Origin of the sequence: Curvibacter lanceolatus ATCC 14669, from assembly GCF_000381265.1 — a bacterium.
Taxonomy (GTDB): Bacteria; Pseudomonadota; Gammaproteobacteria; order Burkholderiales; family Burkholderiaceae_C; genus Curvibacter; species Curvibacter lanceolatus.
Genome location: NZ_KB906254.1, coordinates 35,326 through 54,894 on the forward strand (window position 1 = coordinate 35,326; position 19,569 = coordinate 54,894).

Annotated in this window: 18 protein-coding genes; 15 read left to right on the plus strand and 3 right to left on the minus strand. The window is 63.0% G+C overall.

Annotated elements, in window-relative coordinates:
* Window positions 1–1,986 (plus strand): acetate--CoA ligase, encoded by a 1,986-nt coding sequence (acs, locus tag F624_RS0104450; protein WP_019573061.1) that lies wholly within the window; start codon window positions 1–3, stop codon window positions 1,984–1,986.
* Window positions 1,987–2,159: 173 nt separating this feature from the next.
* Window positions 2,160–2,870: a pilin gene (locus F624_RS36210; protein WP_281170924.1), complete on the plus strand. Its 711-nt coding sequence runs from the start codon at window positions 2,160–2,162 to the stop codon at window positions 2,868–2,870.
* 54 nt (window positions 2,871–2,924) lie between these two features.
* Here F624_RS36210 and F624_RS0104460 read toward each other — a convergent pair whose 3' ends face one another.
* On the minus strand, window positions 2,925–3,368 hold the full coding sequence (locus tag F624_RS0104460; RefSeq protein ID WP_019573063.1) for a universal stress protein: 444 nt from the start codon (window positions 3,366–3,368) through the stop codon (window positions 2,925–2,927).
* A 107-nt stretch (window positions 3,369–3,475) separates the two neighbouring features.
* On the opposite strand from F624_RS0104460, the gene F624_RS0104465 reads away from it, so the two are divergent.
* From F624_RS0104465 to F624_RS0104505, 9 genes are all read left to right on the plus strand, one after another.
* The gene (locus F624_RS0104465; protein ID WP_019573064.1) at window positions 3,476–5,896 is read left to right on the plus strand and encodes a heavy metal translocating P-type ATPase; all 2,421 of its coding nucleotides are present in this window, start codon (window positions 3,476–3,478) and stop codon (window positions 5,894–5,896) included.
* Window positions 5,896–6,033: a cbb3-type cytochrome oxidase assembly protein CcoS gene (gene ccoS / locus F624_RS0104470; RefSeq protein ID WP_027476915.1), complete on the plus strand. Its 138-nt coding sequence runs from the start codon at window positions 5,896–5,898 to the stop codon at window positions 6,031–6,033. The genes F624_RS0104465 and ccoS overlap by 1 nt, the downstream gene beginning before the upstream one ends.
* A gap of 62 nt (window positions 6,034–6,095) precedes the next feature.
* The gene (gene ccoN, locus F624_RS0104475) at window positions 6,096–7,532 is read left to right on the plus strand and encodes a cytochrome-c oxidase, cbb3-type subunit I (RefSeq protein ID WP_031254084.1); all 1,437 of its coding nucleotides are present in this window, start codon (window positions 6,096–6,098) and stop codon (window positions 7,530–7,532) included.
* 13 nt (window positions 7,533–7,545) lie between these two features.
* On the plus strand, window positions 7,546–8,184 hold the full coding sequence (ccoO, locus tag F624_RS0104480; RefSeq protein WP_019573067.1) for a cytochrome-c oxidase, cbb3-type subunit II: 639 nt from the start codon (window positions 7,546–7,548) through the stop codon (window positions 8,182–8,184).
* A gap of 9 nt (window positions 8,185–8,193) precedes the next feature.
* The gene (locus F624_RS0104485; protein WP_019573068.1) at window positions 8,194–8,331 is read left to right on the plus strand and encodes a cbb3-type cytochrome oxidase subunit 3; all 138 of its coding nucleotides are present in this window, start codon (window positions 8,194–8,196) and stop codon (window positions 8,329–8,331) included.
* 20 nt (window positions 8,332–8,351) lie between these two features.
* Window positions 8,352–9,272: a cytochrome-c oxidase, cbb3-type subunit III gene (gene ccoP, locus F624_RS0104490; protein WP_019573069.1), complete on the plus strand. Its 921-nt coding sequence runs from the start codon at window positions 8,352–8,354 to the stop codon at window positions 9,270–9,272.
* Window positions 9,273–9,337: 65 nt separating this feature from the next.
* Window positions 9,338–10,813 carry a cytochrome c oxidase accessory protein CcoG gene (gene ccoG / locus F624_RS0104495; RefSeq protein WP_019573070.1) on the plus strand — a complete coding sequence of 492 codons (1,476 nt, stop codon included), beginning with the start codon at window positions 9,338–9,340 and terminating at the stop codon, window positions 10,811–10,813.
* A 12-nt stretch (window positions 10,814–10,825) separates the two neighbouring features.
* On the plus strand, window positions 10,826–11,125 hold the full coding sequence (locus F624_RS0104500) for a FixH family protein (protein WP_031254089.1): 300 nt from the start codon (window positions 10,826–10,828) through the stop codon (window positions 11,123–11,125).
* 57 nt (window positions 11,126–11,182) lie between these two features.
* Entirely contained in the window at window positions 11,183–11,479 is a 297-nt protein-coding gene (locus F624_RS0104505; protein WP_019573072.1) for a hypothetical protein, read from the plus strand.
* Between the two features lie 190 nt (window positions 11,480–11,669).
* Here the strand turns inward: F624_RS0104505 and fnr are convergent, their stop codons facing one another.
* Window positions 11,670–12,461, minus strand: coding sequence for a fumarate/nitrate reduction transcriptional regulator Fnr (fnr, locus tag F624_RS0104510; RefSeq protein WP_273425464.1), 792 nt, complete (start codon window positions 12,459–12,461; stop codon window positions 11,670–11,672).
* Between the two features lie 117 nt (window positions 12,462–12,578).
* Between fnr and hemN the strand changes: the two genes are divergently transcribed.
* The 4 genes from hemN to F624_RS0104530 all read left to right on the plus strand — a co-directional run bounded on the left by hemN (window position 12,579) and on the right by F624_RS0104530 (window position 18,659).
* Window positions 12,579–13,964, plus strand: coding sequence for an oxygen-independent coproporphyrinogen III oxidase (gene hemN, locus F624_RS0104515; RefSeq protein ID WP_031254091.1), 1,386 nt, complete (start codon window positions 12,579–12,581; stop codon window positions 13,962–13,964).
* A gap of 57 nt (window positions 13,965–14,021) precedes the next feature.
* Window positions 14,022–14,768 (plus strand): sulfite exporter TauE/SafE family protein, encoded by a 747-nt coding sequence (locus F624_RS0104520; protein WP_420536275.1) that lies wholly within the window; start codon window positions 14,022–14,024, stop codon window positions 14,766–14,768.
* Between the two features lie 136 nt (window positions 14,769–14,904).
* The gene (locus F624_RS0104525) at window positions 14,905–16,224 is read left to right on the plus strand and encodes a cyclic di-GMP phosphodiesterase (RefSeq protein WP_019573076.1); all 1,320 of its coding nucleotides are present in this window, start codon (window positions 14,905–14,907) and stop codon (window positions 16,222–16,224) included.
* Window positions 16,221–18,659, plus strand: a complete 2,439-nt coding sequence (locus F624_RS0104530; RefSeq protein WP_019573077.1) for a sensor domain-containing protein — start codon at window positions 16,221–16,223, stop codon at window positions 18,657–18,659. The genes F624_RS0104525 and F624_RS0104530 overlap by 4 nt, the downstream gene beginning before the upstream one ends.
* 31 nt (window positions 18,660–18,690) lie before the next feature.
* Here the strand turns inward: F624_RS0104530 and F624_RS0104535 are convergent, their stop codons facing one another.
* The gene (locus tag F624_RS0104535) at window positions 18,691–19,506 is read right to left on the minus strand and encodes a sulfite exporter TauE/SafE family protein (protein ID WP_019573078.1); all 816 of its coding nucleotides are present in this window, start codon (window positions 19,504–19,506) and stop codon (window positions 18,691–18,693) included.
* Window positions 19,507–19,569: the final 63 nt, after the last annotated feature.

Here is a 19,569-nt window from a genome sequence, read left to right on the forward strand (position 1 = left end):
ATGAGTGCCAACCCCCAAGCAGGCGACAACGCCGCCGTGTATCTGCCCAGCGAGGCATTCGTCAAGAACGCCCACGTGTCAGGCATGGCCGCCTACGAGGCGCTGTGCAAAGAAGCTGAAACCGACTACCAGGGCTACTGGGGTCGGCTCGCCAAGGAGCTGATCACCTGGAAGACCCCCTTCACCCAGGTGCTGGACGAAAGCAAGGCGCCTTTCTTCAAGTGGTTTGCCGACGGCACGCTGAACGCCTCCTACAACTGCCTGGACCGCAACATCGAGCGTGGCCTGGGCGACAAGACAGCGCTGATCTTCGAAGCCGACGGCGGCGAAGTCACCAAGATCTCGTACAAGGATCTGCTGGCCAAGACCAGCCAGATCGCCAACGGCCTGAAGTCCATCGGCATCGGCAAGGGTGACCGCGTCATCATCTACATCTCCATGTCGATCGACGGCGTGGCTGCCATGCAGGCCTGCGCCCGCATCGGCGCCATCCACTCGGTGGTGTTCGGCGGCTTCTCGGCCCAGTCGGTGCGTGACCGGGTGCAGGACACGGGCGCCAAGGCCATCATCACCGCCGACCAGCAGGTTCGCGGTGGCAAGCACCTGCCCCTGAAGGCCATCGTCGACGAGGCCCTGGCATTGGGTGGCTGCGAATCGGTTCAACACGTCTTGGTGGTGAAGCGCACGGGCGCCGACATCGCCATGACGGCAGGCCGCGACCTGTGGATGTCGGATGTGGCAGACAAGCAGTCCACCACCTGCGAACCAGAATGGGTCGAGGCCGAGCACCCCTTGTTCCTGCTCTACACCTCGGGCTCCACCGGCAAGCCCAAGGGCGTGCAGCACTCCACCGGCGGCTACCTGCTGCATGCAGCGCTGACCACCCAATGGACCTTCGACCTGAAGGCCGACGATGTGTTCTGGTGCACCGCCGACATCGGTTGGGTGACGGGCCACAGCTACATCACCTACGGCCCCCTGGCGCTGGGCGGCACCGAGATCGTCTTCGAGGGCGTGCCCACCTACCCGGACGCCGGCCGTTTCTGGAAGATGATCCAGGACCACAAGGTCAGCATCTTCTACACCGCGCCGACCGCCATCCGTTCGCTGATCAAGGCGGCCGAGGCCAATGCAGCCGTGCACCCCAAGAGCTATGACCTCAGCAGCCTGCGCCTGCTGGGCTCGGTGGGCGAGCCGATCAACCCGGCAGCCTGGGAGTGGTACTACCGCGAAGTGGGCGGCAACCGCTGCCCCATCGTCGACACCTTCTGGCAGACCGAGACTGGCGGCCACATGATCACCCCGCTGCCCGGCGTGACGCCCATGGTGCCCGGCTCGTGCACCCTGCCGTTCCCGGGCATCCAGGCCGCGATCGTGGACGAAACCGGCAAGGACGTGCCCAACGGGCAGGGCGGCATCCTGGTGGTCAAGAAGCCTTGGCCGTCGATGATCCGCACTATCTGGGGCGACCCGGACCGCTTCGTGAAGAGCTACTACCCGGCCGACTTCCAGGGCAAGTACTATCTGGCGGGTGACGGTGCCATCCGTGACGAGAAGACCGGCTATTTCACCATCACCGGTCGCATCGACGACGTGCTGAACGTGTCGGGCCACCGCATGGGCACCATGGAGATCGAGTCGGCCCTGGTCAGCTGCACCGAGCTGGTGGCCGAGGCCGCCGTGGTGGGCCGCCCTGATGACACCACCGGCGAGGCCATCTGCGCCTTCGTGGTGTTGAAGCGCCCACGCCCCACGGGTGACGAGGCCAAGGCCATTGCCAAGCAATTGCGCGATCATGTGGCCAAGGAGATCGGCCCGATTGCCAAGCCCAAGGACATCCGTTTTGGCGAGAACCTGCCCAAGACCCGCTCGGGCAAGATCATGCGCCGTCTGCTGCGCAGCCTGGCCAAGGGCGAGTCCATCACCCAGGACACCAGCACGCTGGAGAACCCGGCCATCCTGACCCAACTCGACGAGACCTATTGATCTGGTTTTGAGCTGAGCTGCCTGATCCCCGCCTGGTGCGGGGATTTTTTTTTGGGCGCTGTCCCCGTTGCCCCCACGCCATTGCACGCCCGTGTAAGTGCCATCTGCGGGCGTAACGCATGGCCTGGGCCTCATTGGCCAGGCGCATGGTGGTGAGCGGTTGATGGGTGGGCGTGGGTGCGCCGCTTGCAGCATTCCATCTCACCCTGCATGCCATCCGTGGTGAATGGCGCAGCTGGAAAGCTCAGGCCGTCCGTTACAGCCTGGAGCCTCGTAGCCTGTTCTCTTTGACAACCTTGCGACTGGAACACCAGGGGCTTGCTCGCCTTCTGGGGGTGTTCCAACTTCAAGGAGAACCTATGAGAAGACATCTTGCGCAACGCGGCTTCACGCTGATCGAGCTGATGATTGTGGTGGCCATCGTCGGCATCATGGCGGCGGTGGCCTTGCCGGCCTACCAGGACTACACCACCCGCACCAAGGTGACGGAGTTGATTTTGGCGGCCGCGCCGTGCCGTTTAGTGGTCAGCGAGTTGGTGCAGACCGCGCCAGAGGTGGATTTGAGCAAGCGTTTTACCGAAGGATGCCCGCCGCAAGCCACCAAGTACGTGGAGTCTGTGACGACTGACAAGAATGGTCAGATCGCAGTCACCGGGAAAAGTGCGACGCTGACCAAACTGGTAGCGGGCAGCAATGTCTTGACCCTCACGCCGGTGGTCCGCAAATCTGAGGGCGGGTTTGAGGCTCTGGATGGCACCACCGCCGGTACTGCGCAACTGCATGGCTGGGCCTGTGGCGCACGGGAGGGCAGCACGCCGGTCAAAGGCGGCACCACCATCGATGCCAAGTACCTGCCTGGCAGTTGCCAGGGCGCCTACCCCTGAGCCTTCAGCAGCGCCCGCCAGCGGGCATGCCAGCGCGGCGCAGGCGGGTTCAGATCAGCGCAGCACCAGCACCGGGATGGTCGAGTGGGTCAGCACTTGCTGGGTTTCGCTGCCCAGCAGCAGGCGCTTGATGCCCTTGCGACCGTGCGAGGCCATCACGATCAGGTCGCACTTGTGCTTCTTGGCGGCGGCCAGCAGGGCCTCGGCAATCAGGTCGGACTTGACCACCACCGACTTGGCCTTGAGGCCGTTCTCGGTGGCCGCCTTCTTGACGGCATCGACCACGGCCTGGCCATGGTCGGTCCATTCTCTTTCGATGCGGCCCACTTCGTCCACGCTCAAAGGCACCGAGCCCTCGAAGTAGCTTTGCGGGTAACGCGGAACCACCTTGACGGCGACCAACTCGGCACCTGCCAGCGTGGCCAGGTCGATGCCGGTCTTGACTGCCTTCTGGGACAGTTTGGAACCATCGGTTGCAACAAGAATTCGCTTGTACATGAGAGGATCTCCTTGGGCTTCAGTGAGGCCAGATTAGCGATCGAGCGTGTTTTTGGGCTTGATCTGAATCAAGAGGGTGACACAGAATCGCGGTTAGGCTCCAGCCCATGAATTCAGCAAGCACCGCGCCCCTTTCTTCGCTTGACCTGCTGGCGTCTCCGACGGAAGCCCAGCCGGCAGGCGGTGCTGCGGCCCGCGAATCCGAGCGGCTGGGCCTGCTGGACGATCCTCAGGAGTGGCCGGTGTTCGGTCGGCGATGTGATGACACGGGGCCCTCCGAGGTGCCCTCCGAGGCTGCTGCATCGGGCCCCTGGGAGTCCCAGGTGGTGCTGGAGGGAATGCACTGTGCGGCCTGCGCCCTGACCATCGAGCAGGCCTTGCTGGCGGTTCCGGGTGTCATGGAGGCTCAGGTCAACGCCGCCACGCACCGTGCGCGCGTGGTGTGGCAGCCGGCGCAGGTGGCCCCATCTCGCTGGATGTCGGCGGTGGGGGCGGCGGGTTACCGTGCCTTGCCGGCGCGCGATGCCTTCACCGTGGAGTTGCGCCAGCAGGAGCAGCGCCGCGCGCTGTGGCGTCTGGGGGTGGCAGGCTTTTGCATGATGCAGGTCATGATGTACGCATGGCCGGCCTACGTGGCCAGCCCGGGCGACATGACCGACGACATGGCGCAACTGCTGCGCTGGGCCTCGTGGGTGCTCACCTTGCCGGTGATGCTGTTTTCATGCAGCCCCTTCTTTCGCAATGCGTGGCGCGATGTGCGCCAGCGCCGCATCAGCATGGACTTTCCGGTGGCCCTGGGCATGGCGGTCACCTTTGTGGTCAGTTCGGCGGCCACCTTCGATGCCAATGGGCCCCTGGGTCACGAGGTCTACTACGACTCGCTGACCATGTTTGTGTTCTTTCTGCTCACAGGTCGCTGGATGGAGCTGCGCCTGAGAGATCGCACGGCTGGCGCCCTGGAAGCCTTGATGAACCGCCTGCCCGACAGTGTGGAGCGCCGCAGTGCCGATGGCCAATTCGAGCGCGTGGCGGTGCGCCGCCTGGTGGTGGGGGATGTGGTTCGCGTGCTGCCGGGTGAAGGTTTTCCGGCCGATGGCGAGGTGCTGGAGGGCGAAACCCTGGTCGATGAGGCCTTGCTCACCGGCGAATCGCGCCCGGTGCATCACGCCATGGGCTCGCAGGTGACGGCGGGCAGTCACAACCTGTCGGCGCCCGTGCTGGTGCGCGTGGCGCGCCTGGGGGCCGATACCCGCTTTGCAGAGATCGTCACGATGATGGAGCACGCCTCCATGGACAAGCCACGCCTGGCCCTGCTGGCCGATCGGCTGGCCCGGCCTTTCCTGCTGGCTGTTCTGGCGGCGGCGGCCCTCTCGGCCGCCTGGTGGTGGTCGGTGGACCCGGGGCGGGCCTTGATGGTGGCCGTGGCCGTGCTGATCGTCACCTGCCCTTGCGCTTTGTCACTGGCCACGCCGGCGGCCATGTTGGCTGCGGCCGGGGCCCTGGCCCGCCAAGGCGTGCTGGTGCGCAATCTGCAGGCGCTCGAGGCGTTGGCCGAGGTGGATCAATTTGTGTTCGACAAGACCGGAACCCTGACCCGCGACGGCATGACCGTGCAGGCCATGCGCGTGCGGCCAGGCTTTGACCTCGGGCTTGCCCTGCGGCTGGCCCGCGGGCTGGCAGCGCATTCGCTGCATCCGGTGTCCCGGTCGGTGCATTCGGCTGCGGGTTTGAGCCCGGCCCTGCACAAGCAGGGCTTGTCCCTCGAAGATCTGTCGCCCATTGTGCTGGAGCAGGTGCGCGAGGTCTCTGGCTCAGGGCTGGAAGGCCGGGTCAATCTGTTCGGGCACGGCGAGGTCAGCTATCGCCTGGGCTCGGCCAGTTGGTGTCGCCTGAGCGCCGCAGAGATGGCGCGCGCCGGCGACCTCCAGCAGGTCTATCTGGCCGATGAGCAAGGGTGGCTGGCCACCTTCGACCTGCAGGAGGACGTGCGTGAGGATGCTGCAGAGGCGGTGCGTCATCTGCAGGCGCAGGGGGTGGGTGTGGCTTTGCTTTCGGGCGACCGGGCCGCATCGGCCGGTCGGGTGGCCGGGCAGGTCGGCATTGAGCGCTTCCATGGTGACTGTGCCCCGGCCGACAAGCTGACGATCATGCGCGAAGCACAGCGCGAGGGCCACCATGTGGCGATGGTGGGCGATGGGCTCAACGATGGCCCGGTGCTCGCGGGGGCGCATGTGTCTTTCGCCTTCGGCAATGCGGTGCCGCTGGCGCGTTCCCGTTCTGATTTTGTGGTGATGGGGGGGCAGCTGTCGCGCCTGCCCTACACCGTGGCGCTGGCCCGTCGCACCTTGCGTGTGGTGCGTCAGAACCTGATCTGGGCGGCAGGCTACAACGCGATCTGTGTGCCTTTGGCGGTGGTGGGTTGGTTGCCTGCCTGGCTGGCTGGCCTGGGCATGGCCTTGAGCTCGCTGATCGTGGTGCTCAACGCGGCCCGCCTGTCCTTGCCCAGCCTGTCTTTGCGGAGCCAATGATGGACATTCTTTTTCTGCTTATTCCGCTGTCGGTGGCCTTGGTGCTGCTGATTCTGGGAGGGCTCTGGTGGGCGATCCACCATGGGCAATTTGAGGGCGTGGAGCAGGAGGGAGAGCGGATTCTCAGGAACGATTGACGCACGTCAATGCACCTGTGCACGTTCGCTCTGACACTCGATCAGCAACTTAGAGGTAACCGATGAATTCATCCAATACACAAGCTGCCCTGTACAACGACACCGTAGTCAGGCAGTTCTCAATCATGGCGGTGGTCTGGGGGGTGGTTGGCATGCTGGTGGGCGTCGTGATCGCCGCCCAGCTCGCCTGGCCCGAACTCAACTTAGGCATTCCATGGCTCAGTTATGGTCGCTTGCGACCTTTGCACACCAACGCCGTGATCTTCGCGTTCGGGGGTTGTGCGCTGTTCGCCACCAGCTACTACGTGGTGCAGCGAACCTGCCGGGTGCGTCTGTTCGCGGGCCCCTTGGCCGCGTTCACGTTCTGGGGCTGGCAATTGGTGATTCTGGCGGCGGCCATCAGCCTGCCCCTGGGTTACACCACCGGCAAGGAATACGCTGAACTCGAATGGCCGATCGACATCCTGATCACGCTGGTGTGGGTGTCCTACGCCATCGTGTTCTTCGGCACGGTCGGCATCCGCAAGGTGCGTCACATCTATGTGGCGAACTGGTTCTACGGTGCCTTCATCATTGCCGTGGCGATCCTTCACCTGGTCAACAGCGCTGAAGTGCCGGCTGGCTTCATGAAGTCATACTCGGCCTATGCCGGTGTGCAAGACGCCATGGTGCAGTGGTGGTATGGCCACAACGCGGTGGGCTTCTTCCTGACCGCAGGCTTCCTGGGCATGATGTATTACTTCATCCCCAAGCAGGCAGGCCGTCCGGTCTACTCGTATCGCCTGTCCATCGTCCACTTCTGGGCGCTGATCTTCACCTACATGTGGGCGGGTCCTCACCACCTGCACTACACGGCTCTGCCGGACTGGACCCAATCGGTCGGCATGGTGTTCTCCCTGATTCTGTTGGCTCCCAGCTGGGGCGGCATGATCAACGGCATCATGACCCTGTCGGGTGCTTGGCACAAGCTGCGTGACGACCCCGTCCTGCGCTTCCTGATCGTGTCCCTGTCGTTCTACGGCATGAGCACCTTCGAGGGCCCGATGATGTCCATCAAGACCGTCAACGCCCTGAGCCACTACACCGACTGGACCGTGGGCCACGTGCACTCGGGCGCCCTGGGTTGGGTGGGTCTGATCTCCATGGGTTCGCTGTACTACCTGATCCCGCGCCTGTTCGGCAAGAAGACCATGTACTCGGTGAAGGCCATTGAAGTCCACTTCTGGACCGCCACCATCGGCATCGTGCTGTACATCGCTGCCATGTGGATTGCCGGTGTGATGCAGGGCCTGATGTGGCGCGCCATCAATGCCGACGGCACGCTGACCTACACCTTCGTTGAAGGCGTCAAGGCCACCTTCCCGTTCTACGTGATCCGTGTGACCGGTGGTCTGCTGTACCTGGGCGGCATGATTGTCATGCTCTGGAACACCTGGATGACTGCCATCTCGGGTCGCTCGGTCGACACCCCGGTGCCTGCAGTGGTCGCCCACGCTTGAGGAGAGAAAAACCATGAGTCAACACAACGCAAATCAAGCGGCTCCCGGCGCCTTCTCGCATGAGCGCATCGAAACCAGCAACTTCCTCATGATCGTGCTGATCCTGTTGGTGGTGGCGGTCGGTGGGCTGGTGGAAATCGTTCCGCTGTTCTTCCAGAAGTCGACCACCGAGCCGGTGAAGGGCGTGCAGCCTTACACCGCCCTCCAACTGGTGGGCCGTGACATCTACATCCGCGAAGGCTGCTACAACTGCCACTCGCAGATGATCCGCCCCTTCCGCGCTGAAACCCTGCGTTATGGCCACTACTCGGTGGCTGGCGAGTTCGTGTACGACCACCCCTTCCAATGGGGCAGCAAGCGTACCGGTCCCGACCTGCAGCGTGTGGGTGGCAAGTACAGCGATGAATGGCATCGCATCCACTTGAACAACCCGCGTGACGTGGTGCCCGAGTCCAACATGCCGGCTTACTCCTGGCTGGACAAGTCCACCATCGATCCCGCTGTGGTGGCTCCCCGCATGAAGGCCTTGCGCACCGTGGGCGTGCCTTACACCGACGAGCAGATCGCTGCCGGTGGCGACGAAGTCAAGGGCAAGACCGAACAGGACGCGCTCGTGGCCTATCTGCAATCCTTGGGTCGTGCACTCAAGTAAGGAGCTGTGATGGACATCACCACACTTCGTATTGCAGCCACGCTGGCCTGCTTCGTGACCTTTGTCGGCATCATGGTGTGGGCTTTCTCGCGCCGCAATGCCGCAGGTTTCCAGGAGGCTGCCCAGCTTCCGTTTGAACAAGACTGAACACAGAACGAGAGAGCACCATGAGTGACTTCACAAGCAACTTCTGGTCGGTGTACGTGACAGCTGTGACGCTGGGGGGCATTCTTGCCTGCCTGTTGCTGCTGTGGATTGCGTCCCGCAAGAAAGTGGCCGCCACGGCGGACAACACCACTGGCCACATCTGGGATGAGGACCTGCGTGAAATGAACAACCCGCTGCCCCTTTGGTGGGTGGGTCTGTTCATCATCACCGTGGTCTTCGGTCTGGGCTACCTCACGTTCTACCCTGGCCTGGGTGACTTTGCCGGCAAGCTGGGCTGGTCGACCGCCAACGAGTACGACAAGGAAGTGGCCAAGGCCAACAAGGAGCTCGAGCCCTTGTACGCACGCTTCACCAGCATGTCTGTGGAAGATGCAGCCAAGGACCCGCAGGCTGTGGCCATTGGCGAGCGTCTGTTCATGAACAACTGCGCTCAGTGCCACGGCTCTGACGCCCGCGGCAGCAAGGGCTTCCCGAACCTGACCGATGGCGACTGGCTGCATGGCGGCACGCCCGAAAAGATCACCGAGACCATCACCGGTGGCCGCATCGGCAACATGCCTCCGATGGCCGCAGCCGTGGGCACGGCCGACGACGTGAAGAACGTGGCCAACTACGTTCTGAGCCTGTCGGGCAGCCCCCATGACTCGCTGCGTGCATCGCTGGGCAAGGCCAAGTTCGGTGCTTGCGCTGCCTGCCACGGCGCCGACGGCAAGGGCAACCAGGCCCTGGGCTCGGCCAACCTGACCGACGACATCTGGCTGCATGGTTATGGTGAAGCCGCGATCATCAACATGATCAACAATGGCAAGACCAACCAGATGCCTGCTCAGGCTGAGAAGCTCACCGCAGCTCAGATCCACGTGCTGGCCTCCTACGTGTGGGGCATGTCCAACCTGGCTCCTGCCAAGGCTGCCAAGTAAGGCTTGACCCTTGCGCCCGCCCGGACGCTGATTGACGTCCGGGCGGGTTTTCCTTTTCAATCGTGATGAGGCCTCCGTGGGGCCTGATCGGGGACTGCAGTTTGGAACCCACCTCCGGCGATCGTCGCAAAATCATTCCCATCGTCGCTGCTTCCGATGACAGCGCCGAGCTGGTGTCTTTGTATGCGGCCCAGCAAAAGATCCATCCCCGCTCCGTCAGTGGCTTTTTCAGTCAGTGGCGCTGGGCACTGGTGATCTTCACGCAGCTGGTTTTCTATGGCCTGCCCTGGCTGGAGTGGGGGCAACGCCAGGCGGTGCTCTTTGATTTGGGTGCGCGCCGTTTCTTCATATTTGGCCTGGTGCTCTATCCCCAGGACTTCATCTATCTGACGGGCTTGCTGGTCATCTCGGCCCTGGCCCTGTTCCTGTTCACGGCCGTTGCTGGCCGGCTCTGGTGCGGCTATGCCTGCCCGCAAACCGTCTACACCGAGATCTTTCTCTGGATCGAGCACCACATCGAAGGTGATCGTCAGGCGCGCATTCGCCTGGACGAGTCGCCCATGAGCCTCGAAAAAATCGTCAAGCGAAGCTTCAAGCACATCGTCTGGCTGACCCTGTCGGTCTGGACGGGCTACACCTTTGTGGGGTATTTTTCGCCGATCCGTGATCTGGGCATGGCCTTCCTGACCACCCAGATGGGTGGCTGGGAGATCTTCTGGGTGCTGTTCTATGGTTTTGCCACCTATGGCAACGCCGGCTTCATGCGCGAGCAGGTGTGCAAGTACATGTGCCCCTATGCGCGTTTTCAGAGCGCCATGTTCGACAAGGACACCCTGATCGTCACCTACGACGAGGCCCGGGGCGACCCGCGTGGATCGCGCTCCCGCAAGGCTGATCCCGCGGCGCTGGGTCTGGGCTCGTGTGTGGATTGCAGTCTGTGCGTGCAGGTCTGCCCCACCGGCATCGACATCCGCGAAGGCCTGCAGTACGAATGCATCGGTTGCGGTGCCTGTGTGGATGTGTGCGACACCGTGATGGACAAGATGAACTACCCGCGTGGGCTCATCCGTTACTCCACTCAGAATGCGGTCTCGAACAAGTGGGGTCGGCCCGAGATCATGCAGCGCGTGTTCCGGCCGCGCACCATTTTGTATGGGGTGGTGCTGCTGGCGCTCACGGTGGGGCTGCTGGTCAGTCTGGTGCTCCGCACTCCGCTCAAGGTCGACATCGTGCGTGACCGGGCGGCGCTTTCGCGCATCGTGTCCGGGGGCAAACTCGAGAACGTCTACCGTCTGCAGATCATGAATGCGACCGAAAAAGAGCAGACCTACGTGATCCAGGCCACGGGCCTGGAGGGCATCGAGGTGGCTTCTGAGCAGCAGGTGGTCATCGAGCCTGCCCAGTCGCGCTGGGTGCCGGTGCGCCTGCAGATTCCTTATGGCGCTGTTCCTCCAGGGTCCCATACTGTGTACTTCGCCGTCGGCGAAGCCGGTGGGGGTGCCCATGTGTCTGAAAAGTCAGTTTTCCTGGTGCCTCGCTGAGGTCAATGTCTTATGAACTCTTCCGTCTCTTCCAAGTCTTCAGCTGCTGAGCCGACACCGCGCCCCTGGTGGACCCACGGTCATGTCTGGATGATCATTTCCGGGCCCGCCATCGTGGTGGTGGCGGGTTTTGTCACCTTGTGGCTGGCCATCCGCACGCCGGATCCTGTCATCGAGTCTGATTACTACAAGCGAGGCATCGAAATCAACCGAACCTTGCCCGATGTGGACGCCAAAGCCATGATGCCGGCTCTGCAAGGCCGCAACCATGCTGCCACCCCGACTCAGGATATTCCCGAGCCCAAGCGTTAAGCCTCTTACTTATTGCGCTGCTGAGGGCTACGATGGTTCAAACAACCGGAGAGCCTCATGCTGAATCAGCGCTTGATGTGGATCGCCTGGCCTGCCTTTTTGGTGGCCGGGGTGCTTGAAATACTGGTTTTTGCCGTCGTCGATCCCAACGACTTGACTTGGTTCGGCCAGCCTGTGGAGCTGTCTCGCCAAGGGGTGTACACCCTTGCTTTCTTTGCATTCTGGGCGTGTGCGATCGTTTCCAGTGGGTTGACCACCCTGCTGGCGCAGTCTCCGTTCGAGGTCAATCGCTGCCCGCTGCCGGGCTCGGATCGACCTGATGGCTGCCCCAAGCAAGAGGCTTCCTGCATCTGAGCTGAAGTGGGGTTGAAGTGGGGTTCGGGGCTGCATGACGGGCGCTCATTCAGGCCTGCTTTGTGCCAGGCCAGCCCGGCCTCATGACGTGAAAACACCCGGCTGACCGGGTGTTTTTTTTCGCCCTGCGACAAGGCCTGGGTGTTTTTCGACAAACCAAGGGGGCAAGCCCCCTCGCCTTATTGGCGGGTTATTGGCAGGTTTGTGAATTCACGATGCGCTTGAGAGCGTCGGTATCCAGAATGCGCACATGGCGCTGCTTGACCTCGACGATGTTCTCGTCCACAAATTTGGAGAACGTGCGGCTCACGGTTTCAAGCTTCAGACCCAGGTAGCTGCCGATTTCCTCGCGCGTCATGCGCAGCACCAGCTCCGATTGGGAGAACCCGCGTGCGTGCAGGCGCTGAACCAGATTGAGCAGGAAGGCGGCCAGGCGTTCTTCGGCACGCATGCTGCCCAGCAGCAGCATCACGCCGTGCTCGCGCACGATTTCGCGGCTCATGATCTTGTGCACGTGGTGTTGCAGTGCCGTCACTTCACGCGACAGCTCTTCGATGCGGTCAAACGGCATCACGCACACTTCGGCGTCTTCCAAAGCCACGGCGTCGCAGGTATGGTGGTCTTGAACAATGCCATCCAGGCCGATGATCTCGCCAGCCATCTGGAAGCCCGTGACTTGATCGCGGCCGTCTTCGGTGGCCACACAGGTTTTGAAGAAACCGGTGCGGATCGCATACAGCGACGTGAATTTCTCGCCATTGCGGAACAGCGTCGTGCCGCGCTTCACTTTGCGCCGGATCGCCACCACCTCATCAATGCGTTCAAGTTCTTCGGGCTTCAAGCCCATGGGCATGCACAACTCGCGCAGATTGCAGTTGGAGCAGGCAACTTTGATGGTTTGTGGGTTCATTCGCCTAGTTGAAGAGTCAGCGCCTGAGCTTAACGGTTTTGCAAGCTCGGTAGTTACAGGTGTGTCAAACATGGCTCCTCCTGATATGCCTCAAATTGTGACTTTGGGTGCGCGTTGCTCGCTTGATCCACATCAAGTCCTCTTTCCATGGCTGATGCACATTATGGTGTCCAGAAGGAAAAATGCCACATGAATGTCGTTTCGCCAGAGCTGTTGCGTCGGTTTGATGTGCCGGGGCCCAGGTACACCTCCTATCCTACGGCCGACCGCTTTGTTGAGGCTTACACGGAGGCAGATTACCGGCAAGCTCTGGATCAGCGCCGTGGTGGAGGGGCGGCGGCATTGGCCCTACCCCTTTCTTTGTACATCCACATTCCTTTTTGCGAGTCGCTTTGTTACTACTGCGCCTGCAACAAGATCATCACCAAGCACCCCGAGCGAGCTGACGAGTACCTTCGCTACCTGGGGCGCGAAGTGGATCTGCATGTGCAGCAGATCGGCACGGGTCAGGCTGTCAGTCAGCTTCATCTGGGCGGCGGCAGTCCGACCTTTCTGACCGACGACGGCTTGAGCGAGCTCATGGCCATGCTGCGGCGCAATTTTTCGCTGGCGCCTGGGGGTGAGTATTCCATCGAGGTCGATCCACGCACGGTCACACGGGATCGTCTGTCTCACTTGGCCCGCCTGGGTTTCAACCGCCTCAGCTTTGGCGTGCAGGACTTTGATCCCGCCGTTCAAAAGGCCGTGCACCGCATCCAACCTGCCGAGCAGGTGTTCGAGCTGGTGGCGGAGGCGCGTCGCATCGGCTTTGAGTCGATCAACGTCGACCTGATCTATGGCCTGCCGCGGCAGACCCCCGAGTCCTTTGACCGGACTCTGGCCCAGGTGAACGAGTTGCGACCCGATCGCATTGCCTTGTACGCCTACGCGCATCTGCCGGAGCGATTCAAGCCCCAGCGTCGCATCGTCCCGGCCGAGTTGCCGGGTGGCCCGGCCAAGGTATCGATGCTGTCGCGTTCATTGTCGGCCTTCATCGAGGCGGGCTATGTCTATGTCGGCATGGATCATTTCGCCTTGCCCAATGACGCGCTGGCCGTGGCCAAGCGCCAGGGCCGCTTGCATCGCAACTTCCAGGGCTACAGCACTCAGCCTGATTGCGATCTGATCGGCCTGGGGGTTTCGGCCATCGGGCGTGTCGGGTCCACCTACAGCCAGAATGCCAAGACCCTGGAAGATTATTACGACTACCTCAACCAGGGGCGCCTGCCTGTGGTGCGGGGCCTGGCCTTGTCGCGGGACGACCTGGTGCGACGTGCCGTCATCATGGCGCTCATGTGTCAGGGCCGTCTGGTCTTCGAATCGATCGACCTGGCCTGGTTGATCGACAGTCGCAGCTATTTCTCGGCGGAAATGAACCTGTTGCAGGATCTGGCCAAGGAAGGCCTGCTCACCATGGACGACTCGGGCATCGAGGTCACGCCGAATGGCTGGTTCTTCATCCGTGGCATCGCCATGGTCTTTGACCGCTATTTGCAGGCCGATCGCAACCGTGCCCGTTTCTCACGCATCATCTGAGCCTCGACGTCAGCAGGTCCGGCAGGGCTGCGCTGACGCTTGTCTGCAAGGAGACCGATGGTGTTGAGCTCTCTGGCTTGGACGGCTTTGCTGATGGGCTTGGCAGGGGGCCCCCATTGCGTGGCGATGTGTGGTGCGGCGTGCGCGGCCCTGGGGCGCTCCTCGGGTGGCGCCGCTCGGCCGATTCAATGGGTGCCGGCAGGGCAGGCCGGAGGGTTGGCCGGCTTGCGGCCGAGCAGTCTGCCTACCTGGCGTGAAGGCTTGTTCCAGATCGGGCGACTGATCGGCTATGCCGGAGCTGGTGCCCTGGCGGCCGTGGCAGTGGGCGCATTGGCCTGGCTGAGTGGCAAGACGGCGGTGCTGCGGCCTGTCTGGAGCCTGTTCCACGTCGCGGTGCTTGCCTGGGGGCTTTGGCTCGTCATCCGGGCTGAGCAGCCGGCCTGGGTGCAGGGGGCGGCTCGCGCTGTCTGGCTGCGTGTACAACCCTTGACGGCGCGTGGGAGTGGCGTTTTTGCAACAGGTGTGGCCTGGGCCTTCATGCCTTGTGGCTTGCTGTATTCGGCCCTGCTGGTGGCCGGGTTGGCGGGTGGGCCCGCAGAGGGTGCCCTGGTCATGGCCTTGTTCGCCCTCGGTGGCAGTGTGTCCTTGTTGGCTGGGCCCTGGCTCTGGCGCTCGCTGCAGCAGCGGGTCAACGGCTGGCGGCAGGATTGGGGCACGCGGCTGGCAGGCCTGTTCCTGTGCGCTCTGGCGGGTTGGTCCTTGTGGCTGGACGTCGCCCATCGCGTGGCCGAATGGTGTCAGTGACAGCTTGGTCGCCCGTGCCCTGAGTCTCATATGAAACAGGTTTGAATCGGGATCTTTGCTGAAGGTAAATGTTGTCTCAAAATCCCGCCATAATGGTTTCGTAACACTGACTCACTGGTCAGCTATTCTCGAATCCATGGAAGACAGTAAGAGCAAGCTCATCGACATTCAGCGACTGCGCAAAGGCATGTTTGTGCAGCTTGAGCTCGGCTGGATGGATCATCCCTTTCCGATGGGCAGTTTCAAGATCTCCTCTGACGAGCAGATCCAGACCCTGCGTTCGCTCGGGCTCAGTCAGATCCGCTATGTGCCCTCACGCAGCGACGTGCAAGTCGATGAGGTCCCGCCTCAGGCATTGCCGGCCGTGGCCGGTGAGCCTGCGCTGGAGGCATCGGCGCCCGATCAGATGCCTGCCACACCCCAGGGCTCGGGCGCTGACCGGGCCCGCCAGGCCCGTCTTGCCGCACGCTTGGCGCAAGAGCGCTGCCTGGAGGTCTGTGAACGCCGTTTCTTTGATGCTACCCGCCAGTACAAGAGGGTGGGAGAGCAACTGCGGCTGAGCCCCCAGGAGGCCCGGCGCCAGAGCGAAGAACTGGTGGGCTCCTGTGTGTCCGAGTTGCTGGCCAATGGCGAGTCGGTGATCCGTCTCCTGACCGAGGTGTCGGGCGACCGCAGCGCCACCCACCCCATCAATGTGATGGTGATCTCTCTGCTGCTGGGCAAGGCCCTTGGCCTTGAAGAAGCCAGCCTGAAGGACCTGGGTCTGGTGGCCATGCTGCATGACATCGGCAAGCTTGAGTTGCCTGACCGGGTGCGCTCATTTGATGACCAATTCACCACCGCCGAGTACCGCATGTACCAGGAACACGTCGAGCAGGGTGTGCTGCTGGCGCAGCGCATGGGGCTTTCGCCTGGCGTGATCAAGGGCATTTCCCAGCACCACGAGATGGCGGATGGCAGCGGTTTTCCGATGCGGCACAAGGTGGATCGCCTGGAAACCCTGGGCAAGATCGTGGCCCTGGTCAATCGCTATGACAACCTGTGCAACCCCGCGCGCCTGGCCATCGCACTGACGCCTCACGAGGCGCTGTCGGTGATTTTCGCGCAGATGAAAGCTCGGTTTGACACCTCCGTGCTCGGGGCGTTCATCCGCATGATGGGGGTGTATCCGCCCGGCTCGGTGGTCCAGTTGGTGAACGACCGCTTCGCCCTGGTGGTGTCCGTCAATTCCTCCCGCCCGTTGCGGCCCCGTGTGTTGGTGCACGACCCGGTGGTGCCGCGCTCCGAGGCGCTGATTCTGGACCTGGAGCAGGTGCCCGAGTTGGGCATCAAGCGCAGCCTCAAGGCCTCGCAACTGCCCAAGGCGGCCCTTGACTATCTGTCGCCGCGTCAGCGCATCTGCTACTTTTTTGAACGGGCCGTGGAGGCGCCTTCTCCGGCTGGAGCCGAGCAGTGACCGACGCCCAGGCCGGGCCCAACCTGGATGGTCTGCTGGAGTCGGTCTGGTTGGTGGAGGCCGCAGGGCTCACCCTGTGCTGGGTCAACCAGGCGGCCTGTGTGCTGCTGGGGCATGTCGCACCCGAGGCGGTGCTGGGGCGCCCGGTGACCGATCTGGCGGTCTCGCCTGAGGACATGGTTTTCTGGGCCACGGTCCGGCCCGATGAGGATCCCGGGCTGTGGTCGGAAACCTTGCTGCGGCGACCGGACGGTTCGGTGCTGCCCGTGGAGCGGCGTGTCACGGTTGCCAAACTCCCCGACGGGGTGCTCGCCTACCAGGTGGTGATGCTGGACCGGAGCCGCGAGCAGCATGCGGCGCATGAGTTCGAGCAGTTGGTGGCCGAGTTGCGTGCCACGCTGGATTCGACGGCCGATGGCATGCTGGTGTGCAGCCTGCGTGGCGAGGTCCGGGCCTTCAACCGCCGCTTCAGTCAGATCTGGGCAATCCCTGAAGCCCTGCACACCCGTCGCGACGATGATGCGCTTCACGCTCATTTGCTGGCTTCCGTGCTCGACCCCGTGCTTTACCAGAGCCAGCTTGCCGAATTGGCGGCCAGCCCCGACCTGCAGGTCAGCGACACCTTGTTGTTGAAGGATGGTCGCGTTCTGGAACGCTCCTGCGTGACGCAGATCAGTCGTGGGCGAGCGGTGGGCCGCGTTTTTTCTTTTCGGGACATCACGGATCAGGTCGCTGCGCAGGCCGAGCTCAGGCGTGCCGCCAAGGTGTTTGAATGCAGCCTGGATGCCGTTTTCATTGCGACTGCCGAGGATGTCCTGATGGCGGTCAATCCTGCCTTCTTGCGCCTGGCCCAGGCAGACCCAGGTGCAGAGACGGCTGGCGGGGCGGCGCTCTGGGTGGGACGTGCGGCGGGTGCCTTGTTTGCCGATCCTGCCGACCCTGAGCTGCTGGATCGCATCCGGCAGCGACGTGAGCAGCAAGGGTTCTGGGAGGGCGAGGTCGGCCTGTGCCGCGACGATGGCAGCCGCTGCCCAGTGCAGTTGTCCTGGGTCCAGCTCCATGACGAGCGGACCGGCATGCGCCAGAGTATCGGTTTTTTCCGCGACCTGACCGAGCAACAGGCAGCGCAGCGGCGCATCGAGCAACTCGCTTACAGCGATGCGCTCACAGGGCTGCCCAATCGCTTGCTCCTGTCTCAAAGAGTGGATTTCGCGCTGAACATGGCGCGGCGCCATGCCTCCAGTTTTGCCGTGTTTTTCCTGGATCTTGATCGTTTCAAGAACATCAACGACTCGCTGGGACATCAGTTCGGCGACCGGGTGCTGATTCAGGTGGCCGATCGCATCCGCTCCTGCCTGCGCGATGTGGACACCCTGTGTCGTCTCGGGGGGGATGAATTCGTCCTGTACCTGCATGACGTGGACGTGGCGGGCGCGGAGCGCGTCGCCTCGCGCGTGCTGGAGGCGCTGTCCCGTCCGTTTTTGCAGGACGACATGAATTTCAGCATCGGCTGCAGCATCGGGGTGGCCATGTACCCTGGTGACGGCAACACCCTGGACGAGTTGATCAAGCAGGCTGACACCGCGATGTACGAGGTCAAGGGTGCGGGGCGGGGGCATATACGCTTCTACCGGCCACAGATGAATGTGGACATGCTTTCCCGCATGAAGCTGGAGACGGCGCTGCGCCAGGCCATTGAGCGGCAGGCCTTTCACTTGCACTATCAGCCCCAGCTTCATCTCGCTTCGGGCTGCCTCATCGGCGCCGAGGCCTTGATCCGATGGTCCGATCCCGAGCGGGGTGCCGTGTCGCCCGGACAGTTCATCCCGCTGGCAGAAGAGTCCGGACTGATTGTGCAGATTGGTGCCTGGGTATTGGCCGAGGCTGTCCGGCAGGCGACCACCTGGTGGCGGGCCGGCACGCCGCTTCAGGTGTCGATCAACGTATCGGCCCTGCAGTTCAGGCAGCCCGATTTTGTGGAGCGTGTGGCCCAGGTGCTGGCCCAGTTCGGTCTGCCACCGGCATTGCTGGAGCTGGAGCTCACGGAATCCATTCTGGTGCAGGATGCCGACGAGGTCTTGCAGCGGCTGCGGGCGCTCGCAGGCCTGGGGGTGCACCTGGCCATTGATGACTTCGGCACCGGCTACTCCAGCCTGGCCTACCTGAAGAAGTTTCCCATCAGCAAGCTGAAGATCGATCAATCCTTTGTGCGCGGCCTGCCTGGCGACGACAGCGATGTGGCCATCGTCGCGGCCATGATCGGGCTGGCCCGGGCCCTCAAGTTGTCCGTGATCGCCGAGGGCGTTGAAACCGAAGCCCAGCGGGCGGCTCTGCAGCAACTGGGCTGCGACGAATACCAGGGCTATCTGTTTTCACCTGGCGTCACTGCAGCGCAGTTTTCGGGTTTTCTCCAGGGGGGTGCCACGAACGCCTGAGGCGTGCGCGCCTCGCGGTGTTGGTGTGTGCTCAGCTGCTCAGCCCCTTCCAGGCCATGTAGGCAGCCAGCAGGTACAGCAGGCTGGCAAACACCCGTTTGAGCTTTTTCACCGGCAGTTGATGGGCGGCCTTGGCGCCCAGGGGCGCGGTCAGCACACTGCAGGCCGCGATCACGCCCAGCGCGGGCAGCCAGATGTAGCCGAACGAGGCGGGCGGCAACTGGGTGAGTGATTGGCCTGCGATCGCGTAGCCCACCACATTGGCCACTGCGATCGGAAACCCCAGCGCGGCCGAGGTGGCCACGGCATTGTGGATGGGCACGTTGCACCAGGTCATGAAGGGCACGCTCACAAAGCCGCCCCCCGCACCCACCAGACCCGACAGAAAGCCGATCACGCCACCACCGGCCAACTGCCCGGCCATGCCCGGCATCTGGCGCGCCGGGGCGGGCTTCTTGTCCAGAAACATCTGGGTGGCCGAAAAGCCCACGAACAGCGCAAAGAAGATCGCCAGCGCACTGCCCTTGAGCAAGGCAAAGACGCCCAGGCTGGCCAGTGCGCCCCCCAGCACGATGCCGGGTGCCAGCCCACGCACCAGCTCCCAGCGCACGGCGCCGCGCTTGTGGTGCGCGCGCACGCTGGAGATGGAGGTGAACATGATGGTGGCCATCGAAGTGGCAATCGCCATCTTCACGGCCAGGTCGGCCGACACGCCCTGGCGCCCCAGGATGGCCGTGATGAAGGGCACCATCAGCATGCCGCCGCCGATGCCCAGCAAGCCTGCCAGAAAGCCCGAGAAAATGCCCAGCAGGGCCAGTTCAAGAATCAGGATGGGCTCAAGCAGCATGGCGATGGCACCTGGAGGCGACGGCAGACAAAAACAAGCCGGCGCTAGGCCGGCTTGTTCAGG